This window comes from Kocuria dechangensis (assembly GCF_014636775.1).
GTDB lineage: Bacteria > Actinomycetota > Actinomycetes > Actinomycetales > Micrococcaceae > Kocuria > Kocuria dechangensis.
The window spans coordinates 113128-122673 of sequence record NZ_BMEQ01000012.1 but is presented as its reverse complement, the minus strand read 5'-3'; the positions used below and the strand labels follow the sequence as shown (position 1 = coordinate 122673).

The 9546-nt window shown below is 66.9% G+C and carries 8 protein-coding genes; 2 read left to right on the top strand and 6 right to left on the bottom strand.

Annotated features, from left to right (window positions below):
- Positions 1 to 118: 118 nt before the first annotated feature.
- The 4 genes from IEW07_RS12165 to IEW07_RS12150 all read right to left on the bottom strand — a co-directional run bounded on the left by IEW07_RS12165 (position 119) and on the right by IEW07_RS12150 (position 5564).
- Positions 119 to 580, bottom strand: coding sequence for a hypothetical protein (locus tag IEW07_RS12165; RefSeq protein ID WP_188537602.1), 462 nt, complete (start codon positions 578 to 580; stop codon positions 119 to 121).
- A 484-nt stretch (positions 581 to 1064) separates the two neighbouring features.
- Positions 1065 to 2312 (bottom strand): benzoate/H(+) symporter BenE family transporter, encoded by a 1248-nt coding sequence (locus IEW07_RS12160; protein WP_188537600.1) that lies wholly within the window; start codon positions 2310 to 2312, stop codon positions 1065 to 1067.
- Positions 2313 to 2726: 414 nt separating this feature from the next.
- The gene (locus IEW07_RS12155; protein ID WP_188537598.1) at positions 2727 to 3062 is read right to left on the bottom strand and encodes a DUF6907 domain-containing protein; all 336 of its coding nucleotides are present in this window, start codon (positions 3060 to 3062) and stop codon (positions 2727 to 2729) included.
- 147 nt (positions 3063 to 3209) lie between these two features.
- Positions 3210 to 5564, bottom strand: coding sequence for a coiled-coil domain-containing protein (locus IEW07_RS12150; RefSeq protein ID WP_188537596.1), 2355 nt, complete (start codon positions 5562 to 5564; stop codon positions 3210 to 3212).
- A gap of 666 nt (positions 5565 to 6230) precedes the next feature.
- On the opposite strand from IEW07_RS12150, the gene IEW07_RS12145 reads away from it, so the two are divergent.
- Entirely contained in the window at positions 6231 to 7055 is an 825-nt protein-coding gene (locus IEW07_RS12145; protein WP_188537594.1) for a spherulation-specific family 4 protein, read from the top strand.
- Positions 7056 to 7447: 392 nt separating this feature from the next.
- Here the strand turns inward: IEW07_RS12145 and IEW07_RS12140 are convergent, their stop codons facing one another.
- Complete coding sequence (locus tag IEW07_RS12140) at positions 7448 to 7789, bottom strand: histone-like nucleoid-structuring protein Lsr2 (protein WP_188537592.1); 342 nt, start codon at positions 7787 to 7789, stop codon at positions 7448 to 7450.
- 64 nt (positions 7790 to 7853) lie between these two features.
- Positions 7854 to 8381: a hypothetical protein gene (locus tag IEW07_RS12135; RefSeq protein ID WP_188537590.1), complete on the bottom strand. Its 528-nt coding sequence runs from the start codon at positions 8379 to 8381 to the stop codon at positions 7854 to 7856.
- A 348-nt stretch (positions 8382 to 8729) separates the two neighbouring features.
- Here IEW07_RS12135 and IEW07_RS12130 point away from each other — a divergent pair, with 348 nt between their 5' ends.
- Positions 8730 to 9320, top strand: coding sequence for a recombinase family protein (locus tag IEW07_RS12130; RefSeq protein ID WP_188537589.1), 591 nt, complete (start codon positions 8730 to 8732; stop codon positions 9318 to 9320).
- The last annotated feature ends 226 nt before the right edge of the window (positions 9321 to 9546 follow it).

Here is a 9546-nt window from a genome sequence, read left to right as displayed (position 1 = left end):
CACCAGGGTCGTCGGAGACCCCGTCAGCGCTCAAGCCCTACGCCGAAGTCATTCTGAAATGACCTCTTAGGGCTGGGGAGCCACGCGATGATGACGGCGAGGGTGGCCGGCTTGATGGTCAGTCGGCGTCCATGGTGGTGTTCTCGTCGTCGTGGCCCTGGGATGCCTCAGTGGCTTCCGTGTCAGGGGCGTCAATGTTCTTGGTGCGGTTGCCAGTGATGACGGTGCCCGCCTCGGTGAGGTCCACGCAGAGCATGCCGTCCTCGATGAAGGGCTTCCACCGCCTGGTGGCGGTGGTATCAATGCCATAGTGCTGCGTGAAGGCGGTGGCTGAGACGAGGGCCTGCCCAGGTCCGCGCTTGGACCCGGCGCGGACCGCATAGGCGTGCGGGGCGGAGTCATCGGTGGCGCGCAGCGCTATGACCTGACGGTTGCGGTCGAAGAGTAGCTCCACCGTCTCGGCGTTGTCGACCAGGTCATGGGCGGTTTTGTTCAACGAGATTACGCCGCGCTTTTGGATGGTGACACTGGGCGCCTTCGCCAGCGGAGTCATCCTCTTATCGAAAACCTCGAACGGCATGATCTCTCCGACGGTTGCTGTACGGCTATGAAGCTTTGCATCGTAATCATTGTGCCCATCAATTTGCTAATAGCGAGGGTGGGGCCAGTGCTTGTCTTGGAAGTCATGGGATGCGAGATGTCTCATTGGGACAGTGTTGAGACCGTCGTGGAAAACCTGGCAGGCAGTGGATGCATGAACAGGTCGGCAGCGTTAAGGCGTGGACGCAAGGAGGCGTTCATGGGCTTCTCGGGGTGTGGGTCAGCCGGGTTTATCGCCGGGGATGTCGTTGAGGTCCTCGGCGCTCGAGCTCAGGTAGGACTGGTGGGTGGGGATGGTGGTGCCCTGGGTCAGGTGGGCCCGGGGCCGGTGGTTGGTGTGCTCTCCTGGGCCGCGGTCCTACGGGGAGTGGGGTGGGTGACGTGCACCGGCATCGCCGTATCACGCTGGTGAGGGCTCGTGTGGTGGGTCACGTGCATGGGAGAGGGCCGGGCGGCACGGTCGGTCAGTCCACTTCTGGCCGGTAGTCCGCGGGCTCCATGAGCCGGGAGAGGGTGTAGCCGATGAGAATGCCCCAGAAGGCGGCGTTGATGTTGAAGATGGTGAGCCCGGAGATCGTGACGACGAAGGTGACGAGCGCGCCGAGCGTGTAGCGGGTGGAGAAGGCGACCACGAAGGCCTGTTGCAGGGCGCGCAGCATGGCGATGCCGCCGAGGGCGAGGATGAAGGCCTCGGGGGTGGAGAGCATCAGCCGGGTCAGGCCTGGGGCCGCCACGGCGGTCACGATCGCCAGGAATCCGTAGCAGACCGCTGCCGTGTACTGGCGCTGTTTCTCGCCCGAGGCCGTGAGCAGCACGTTCGTCGGGCCGGTGACGCAGGCGCTGACTCCGCCGACGGTGGCGTTGATGACGCTGAAGAAGCCGGAGGTGAAGGCGAACATGTTGATCGGCGGGTCGTGATCGGCCGCGCGCAGCACGGCGATGCCCTGCCCGTTCTGCACGACGAGCACCGTGATCGCCAGCGGCACGACGAGTTCCATCAGGGCTGGCGCGGTGAACTCGGGAGGGGTGAAGACCGGTGCCGCGTACCAGGCGGTGTCGCTGTCCTGGAGCTGGAACTGGCCGCTGAGGGCGACCATGACCGCCCCGACCACGAAGGCTCCCAGGACCGGCGGCAGGTAGCGGCCCAGCCCCGGCAGCGCGGTCAACGCGATGAACGCGATCACCATCGGGGCGGCGACCACGACGTTGGTCTGCACCGAGGTGACCAGGTCGGTGCCGAAGCGCAGGAAGATCGCGGCGACCATCGCCATCACGATCGGCATCGGGATCGCCTGCATGGCCTTGCGCATGAGGCCGGAGGCACCGATCACCATGCACACGATGCCGGTGACGTAGAACGCCCCTACCACCTGCGGCCACGACAGGTGCATCAGGGCGGGCCCGAGCAGCACCGTCCCCGGGATGGTGAACGCGAAGCCGAAAGGTCGCCGATAGAGCATCGACATGGTGATGGTGGCCAGGCCGGTGGAGAGGAAGATCCCGAAGATCCAGGACGCGAGCTCGGCCGAGGTGAGTCCGCCGGCGATCCCCACCGCGAGAGTCACCGCGACCGGGCCGGACACCCCGAACAGCATGCCGATGAACGCATTGGAGAAGTACTGCGGACCGACATCACGCAGGAAGTCCCGCGGGCTGGCCGGCGGGCCGGTCGGGCGCTCGAGCACATGCGTGGGGGCAGGGACCGGTGACATCGCGAACGGCTCCAATCAAGACGGGGCTGGCGTCGCTCGGCGTCGAGGCAGGGCAGGCGCGCCCTCCGGTACAGCGACTCAGACATTCAACCGCATGACACAGTACGTCCTGGCAGGCTGGCCCACCCGACTGATCCTAAGAGCGTCTCTCCAGGCCAACTGTTGTGAGACGGTTTGGTTGCAAGATAGTGGGTGTTCGAGCGTTGCCGGCAACCTTGGGTTCGGTGGGGCGTTCCCGTGGATGTTGCGCCGTTCGTGGCCGTGCTGGAGCGCGAGATCCGCAGCGATACACCCGGGCCATGTACGCCTGCTGCCACACGGAAGACCCCGTGACCGGGAACATGCGTCCGCATCATCTCTGCCGGTCTGCTCTGCAGCCGGTGGATGGGGCCTACGGCGTTGTCCTGGGGGCGCTCATGCCATCCAGGGCAGTTCTTGGTCCGTGCCGTGGGGGGTGGCTGCGGCTGCCAGGGCGAACAGGGCCTGGCTGAGGGCAACGACTGCGGTCGGTGTGTATTCGCTGGAGCCGATGAGGACATAGGGCCCGTCCACGGCACCGGTTCCGGGGTCGATGGACAGGCACAGTCGTGCGGTGGTGCCCTCGCCGGTGATGGCCAGTGGTTCGCCGAGGTGGAGCCAGTCCTCTTCTCCGGTGTGGGTGCCGTGGGCGGTGACGCACCAGGTGGGACATCCGGTCACCGGGGTGGCGGGGTGGTGATGGTCCGGGAGTTCTGGCAGGCCCTGGTCCATGGCGGTTCTTCTTCCCGTGGTGCTGCGGTGGCCGGGGGGCCCGGCGGTTCGGAGGGCCTGGGATGGGGAGGGCCCCGGAGCGCGGTGTCCGGGGCCCTCCCCGGTCTGGGAGTCCGGCAGGGACTCCCAGGCCGGTCCGGTGGGTGCTCAGGCGACGCAGCCGCCGAGGGCGATCGTGGTGTCGATGGCCTTGATCTTGTGCTGGGCCGCACCCAGCTGGTCCTCCAGGCCGTTCACCAGGGTCGTCTGGGCGGTGATCGCGTCCTTGTTCTGCTTCTTCTGAGCCTTGAGGTCCCGCAGCTTCTCCTGCGCCGCGGTGAGCTGACCGTCCAGGCTCGTCACCTGGGTCTGCAGGTCCGTCAGCTGCTTCTCCGCGGCGGTGATCTCGCCGTTGACCGTGGTCAGGTCATTCAGCAGCGGAGCAACCCGGGCCTGCAGGGTCAGGACCTCAGCCTCCTTCGCGGTGATCTGGGCGTTGAGGCCGGCCACCTTGGCCACGAGGGCGTCCAGGTCCGTGGTGAGCGCGGTGATCTCACCCTGCTTGAGGGCCACAGCCTTGGCGGCGTCCTCCGTTGCCGTCTGCAGTGCCGGCAGCTGCCCCTGCAGCTTCTCCAGCTCGGCCTTCTCGGTGGCGACAGCCGTCTGGGCGGCCTCGAGGGCCTTCGTGGCCTCGGCCAGCTCGGTCTGCAGACCGGTGAGCACGGCCTTCTGGTCCTCGATCTTCTGCTGGGCCTCCGCGGCGCCGGCGGTGAGCCCGGGCAGAGCTGCCTCCAGATCGGCGAGGACCTTCTGCTGCTCAGTGACCTGGGTGGTGGCGGCGGTGACCGCCTCCTGCAGTGCGGGAAGCTGGCCCTGCAGCGTGGCCAGCTCCGTCTGCTTGGCCTCCACCGCCGTGGTCGCCTCGGTCACCGCGCCCTGGAGGGCCGGCAGCCGGCCCTGGAGGGTGCTGATCTCGGTCTGCTTCGTGGCCACCGCGGTGTTGGCGGCAGTCAGCGACTCCTGCAGCGGGGCGACCTGCCGCTGCAAGGCGGAGCTCTCGGCCTGCTTGGCCGTCAACTGGGTATTCAGGTCGTTGATCGCCGCCTGCAGGCTGGTCAGGTCGCCCTGCAGACCGGCGATCTTCGTGTTCTTGTCGGTGATCTGGGTCTTGACCGTGGTGAGCTCTGCCTCGGAGGCGGCGAGCTGGGCTGCTCGGGCCTCCCGCTCCTCCTTCTTGCCTCCGTTCGTGGCCTTCAGCTCCGCGATCTGCTTCTCCAGAACGGTCTGGCGAGCCTGCAGCGTCTTCAGCTCCTCCTGGGTTGTGGTCAGCTCGGCCTGCTTGGCGGTGATCTCCGCTTCCTTGGCCTTGATCTGCTGCTGCAGTGTGGCGATCTCGGCGTTCTTGGCGGTGATCTGCGCCTGATGGGCGGCCAGGGCCTCGGAGGCGGCCTTGGCGGCGGCTTCCAGGGGCTTGAGCTCCTCCTGGGCGCGGGTGACCTGCGCCTGCTGGGCGGCCAGGGCCTCCGAGGCGGTGGCCGCAGTGGCCTCGAGGGGCTTGAGCTCCTCCTGGGCGCGGGTGATCTGCGCCTGCTGGGCGGCCAGGGCGTCCGTGGCGGCCTGGGCGTCCATCTGTGCGGTGGCGAGGGTCTCCTGCGCCTGGGTGATCTTCGCCTGCTGGGCCTGGAGCTCGGCCTGGGCGGCGGCGCCGCTGTCCTCCAGGCGCTTGAGCTCTGTCTCGGCGGCAGTGACAGCGTTGCGCGCACCGGTGAGGGTGAGCGCGGCCTTGCCGGCGGTGTCCTCCAGTGTGGCCAGCTGGACCTGGGCCGCGGCGATCTGGTCGTTCTTCGCGCCCAGCGCATCCGCGGCGGCCTTCGCGGTGTCTTCCAGCGTGGTCAGCTCGCCCTGGGCTGCGGTGATCTTCTCCTGCTGGGCCGCACCGGCTTCCCTAGTCGTGGTGGCCTCGGACTGCAGGCCCTCCAGCTGCTGCTGAGCGGCCTTGAGGTCCTCCTGCACCTGTGCCAGCTTGCCCTCAGCCGCGGTTTTCTGTGCCTGCAGGTCGGTGAGGGCCTTCTGCGCATCGGTCACAGCAGCAGCGGCCCCGGCCTGCCGGTCCGGCAGCGCAGCGGCCTCGGCCTCGAGAGCCTGGATGTCCTTCTCGTCCTGCATATCCTGGGCTTCGAGTGCGGCGATGGCCTTCTGCTCCGCGGCGATCTTCGCGGTGAGCTCATCGGCCGTCTTGACCAGTGCCGTCTTCTCGGCCTGCAGGGCGGCGATCTGATCGGCGTTCTTCTTCGCGGCGGCCTTCAGCAGGTTCTGCTGCACCGTGCCGCGGTGGGCGGCCTGGTTGACCACACCGGTGCAGACCCCGCTGCCCGAGCCGGCCGGAGCCGGTGCCGCGTGGGCCGGGCCGGCCAGCACGGCCCCGCCGAGCACGGCCGAGGCCGCCAGGACCGCGACCGCACGGCCGGGTCCCCGCGGGAACGAACTGCCCGAAGGCGCGACAAAATAGTGTGACAAAAACATGATTCTCCCCTGTGGATCACGACCGCCCCCCACGGGCCGGCCCCCACCACCGAGTCTGCTCCATCGCGATCGCACACAGCGCCGAATCACCGTTCAAACATGTAAACGCCGCTACCCACTTTGGGGTACACATCTTCGGGAGAGGACCGCCCAGGGGCGCGAAGACGGGCCGATGAGGACCCCGGAACGGGGGTGACAGGACCCGTCCGATGCCCGACAGCGCGCGGTGGGGTACCCGCGACTCAGTACCTCTCCGAGCCCCCCCATGGTTCCCCTCAAGGGCGCCATGGGGGCCTGGACCATCTGAGTGGAACCTCTACGCCACGCACCATCTACATGTAGAAATACGAGAATGCAGGCTCGTTGCTTTTCCTTATCCGAGGAAGAGGCAGAGCCGCACCTGCCGGCCCAACCTGTCAGGGCGGCAGGTGCGGCGGCAGACCCAGGAGTCCGGCGGGGGAGGGGGCGCCCTGCTGGACGCCGGGTCTCAGCCTGACCACCGGCCCGCCGCTCCAGCGTCGTCTCACCGCCCGCCCACCGGGCTGAACGTCCTCGCCCCGGTCCGTAATACCGGGTCGGTAGTCATGCCGCTGTCACGCGGCCCGCCCTACGGTGCGGGCTGAGCGTGCCGCCGGCACTGCTCTCCCGCACCCTCCGGAGGCCGAGATGACCACCCGACCTGCCCGCCGCGCCTGGCGGCGCACCCTCGCCCTGCTCTGCGTGGGGCTGCTGGCACCGCTGGGAGTGGGCAGCCCGGCCCAGGCCGCCGTCGAGAACCAGCACCAGCTCGTGCCGGCGTACTTCTACCCCAGCAGCTCCAGCAGCCTGTGGCCCACGATGTGCTCGCGGATGAGCACCACCGGCGGCGGCTCGGTCGCCGTCATGAACCCGGCCAGCGGACCGGGCACGCAGGCCGACAGCCGCTACACCAGCGCGGTGGCCGACTGCCGGGCCAAGGGCCAGAAGGTGATCGGCTACGTCCACACGAGCTACGGCAGCCGCTCCCTGTCCACCGTCAAGGCCGAGATCGACCGGTACTTCAGCTTCTACAAGGTGGACGGGGTGTTCATCGACGAGATGAGCAACAGCACCACGAACTCCCAGACGGGCCAGGACCTCCGCGAGTACTACCGCCAGCTCTACGCGCACACCAACTCCAAGACCACAGCGAAGGAGCTCGTCGTCGGGAACCCCGGAGCGGCCGCGTCCACGAACTGGCAGCTGAGCACCCCGGTGGCCGACGTCGTGGTGGTCTTCGAGGGCACGTGGAGCACCTATCAGTCATGGACACCGCGCAGCTGGGTCCTCCAACAGCCGTCGGAGAAGATCGCCAACCTTGTCTACGCCACCCCTGCTGACCGCCGCGCCCGTGCCTGCGCGCTGTCCAAGGAGCGCAACGCCGGCCACTTCTATGTCACCAACGACGTCGCGCCCAACCCGTGGGACACCCTGCCCTCGTACTGGAGCCGGGTGGCACCCACCTGCACCTGAGACCAGTCTGCAGACCGGATCGGGGCGCAGAGCGGGCGCCCCGGAGGACGCCGTCCGCGTCCGATGCCGTGGGTGCTCTCCGGGGCCGATGATCCCGATCATGCACAGCTGTCAGAGGGCGTGGCGTGCACTCCTGTCCTGTGACAAAAGAAGGAGGCCGGGCTGGACGGCCCGGCCTCCTCTGTAGGGAGTTCCAAGTCACTACGAGATTCATTGTGCGCCGCCTGGAGCATCCGTGCCAGAGATTGTCACGGATTAACGGGAGCTGCCTGCCGCTGTGGGAAACGCCGTGTAGGCCGGTTGCGGAGCCGTGCGGCGCAGTCCAGCGGAACTCCCCACATGAGCGACCGTGCTGCCGACGCCCTGGAGGCGACCCGACAGAGCCCCAGCCCTCAGGGCCGGCTGGTGGCGGCGTAGTAGGCGTCGCGGATGTGCTGGTGGATGCGGCCGCGGTCGGAGACCGGATGACCGTGCTCGGTGGCCCAGGCCCGGATCCTCGCCGTCTCCGAGGACGAGGAGGTGGTGCCGGTGGTGCGCTTGCGACGCACCCCGGTGCCGGCGGTGGCTTTGTGGCCGGCGGCCGCATAGGGGCGCAGTGCCTCGCGCAGCATCTGCGCGTTGGTGTCCGACAGGTCGATCTCGTACTCCCTGCCGTCCAGGGCGAAGGTCAGTGTCTCGTCGGCGGAGCCGCCGTCGAGGTCGTCCTCGAGCTCGATGATCACGTTCTGGGCCATGGGTGGTGGTTCCTCTCGGAGTAGGGGTAATGGAGGGGGAGTAGGTGTGCCGGCGTGCGGGATTTCAGGCGTCGTCGGGAGTGTCCTCGACGGCGGTGGGGGAGTCGTCGATATCCTCAGCGATCTGGTCCGCCTCATCGGTCTCGGTGGCCTCAGCAGTCTCCGTGACTGGAGCAGGGGTCAAGCTCTTGGTGCGGTTACCGGTGATCACGGTGCCCTGAAGGGTCAAGTCCACGCAGAGCATGCCGTCCTCGGTGAAGGGCTTCCACCGCCTCGTGGCGGTGGTGTCGATGCCGTAGTGGGCGGTGAACGCAGTGGCCGAGACGATGGCCTGCCCCGGACCGTTCTTCGAGCCGCTGCGTACCGCATAGGCGTGCGGGCAGAAGTCATCGGCCGCGCGCAGCGCCACCACGTTCCGGTCACGGTCGTAGAGCAACTCCACGGTCTCGGCGTTGCCGATGAGGTCGTGGGCGGCTTTGTTCAGCGAGATCACCCCGCGCTTCTGGATGGTCACGCTGGGCGCCTTCGCCAGCGGAGTCATTCTCTTGTCGAAGACCTCGAACCCCATGGTGCTCTCCTGCATCTTGACCATTGATAAATACTGACTTCTTACAATAGTCATAGATCTGTATGAGTACGTAAAGTTGGCAGGGTGTGGCCGTGGTGAGTGTTATTGGAGCTAATCCATGGTGCTTCTATCGCCCTGAACGTATTCATTGCAACGTCAGAGCCCGTATGCACCTTGAAGTCTCACAGGGGTGTGCCCGGCGAGCCCATGGAAATAGTTCGGTGTCTTTCAAGGCAGGGGATGCGAGACGTCTCACCGAAGTTTTTTGCGTCCGCAAGATTCCGCGGCACGGAGTGTCTCGTAGCTATGTGCTTTATCCATGTGCCTAGAATCGTGTACTGAACATTGGTTGTAAGACACATAGGGGTTGACGTGGGAAAGCTCATCGGATATGCACGGGTGTCGACGCGGCAGCAGGATGCCGATCGTCAAATGCATGACCTGCTCGGTACCGGTGTCCGACGCGATGATCTCTATGTTGACCATGGAGTGTCTGGAGCACGGGCTTCCCGTCCAGCCTTCGATAGGGCGGTGGCCGCCCTCGAGGATGGTGACACTCTGGTGATCACCACGCTGGACCGGTTGGGACGGTCGACGCAGAACATGCTGGCCTTCGCCGAGGCGCTGCGGGGAAGAGGTGCCGGTCTGAGGGTGCTGAACCTCGGTGGGGGAGATGTGGACACCGCCACCCCCATGGGGTCGATGGTGTTCACCGTCATGGCCGCCCTGGCCCAGATGGAGCTGGAGATCAAGCGGGAGCGGATCACCGACTCGGTGGCCAAGCGGAGGGCCGCCGGCAAGGACCTCGGTGGGCGGCGCCGGACCTTCACCGACTCTCAGATCCGCAACGCCCTCCGGCTGATCGAGGGAGGCGAGCCGGCGACCCAGATCGCCCGCGATCTGGGCATGTCTCGAGCCACCCTTTATCGGCGTATCCGGGAACTGCCCATATCAGCCACCTAATTTGCAGTGATACTGGATGGTCGCGGTGAGAGTCGCTCAAAAGTTCCCGAGGGCCGGTTCCATGGAACTGCTGACCCGTGGTTGAGGTAATTAAACGGCACCTGGGGTGGGATTATGGGTCATGGCAAGTCATCCTGTTGGTCCGCTGCTGTTGCGCGAAAGCGACCGAGAGGAGCTGATGCGCTCCGTTGCGTTCCGGGCCAGCGCGGCGAGGGCGGGTCGTGCT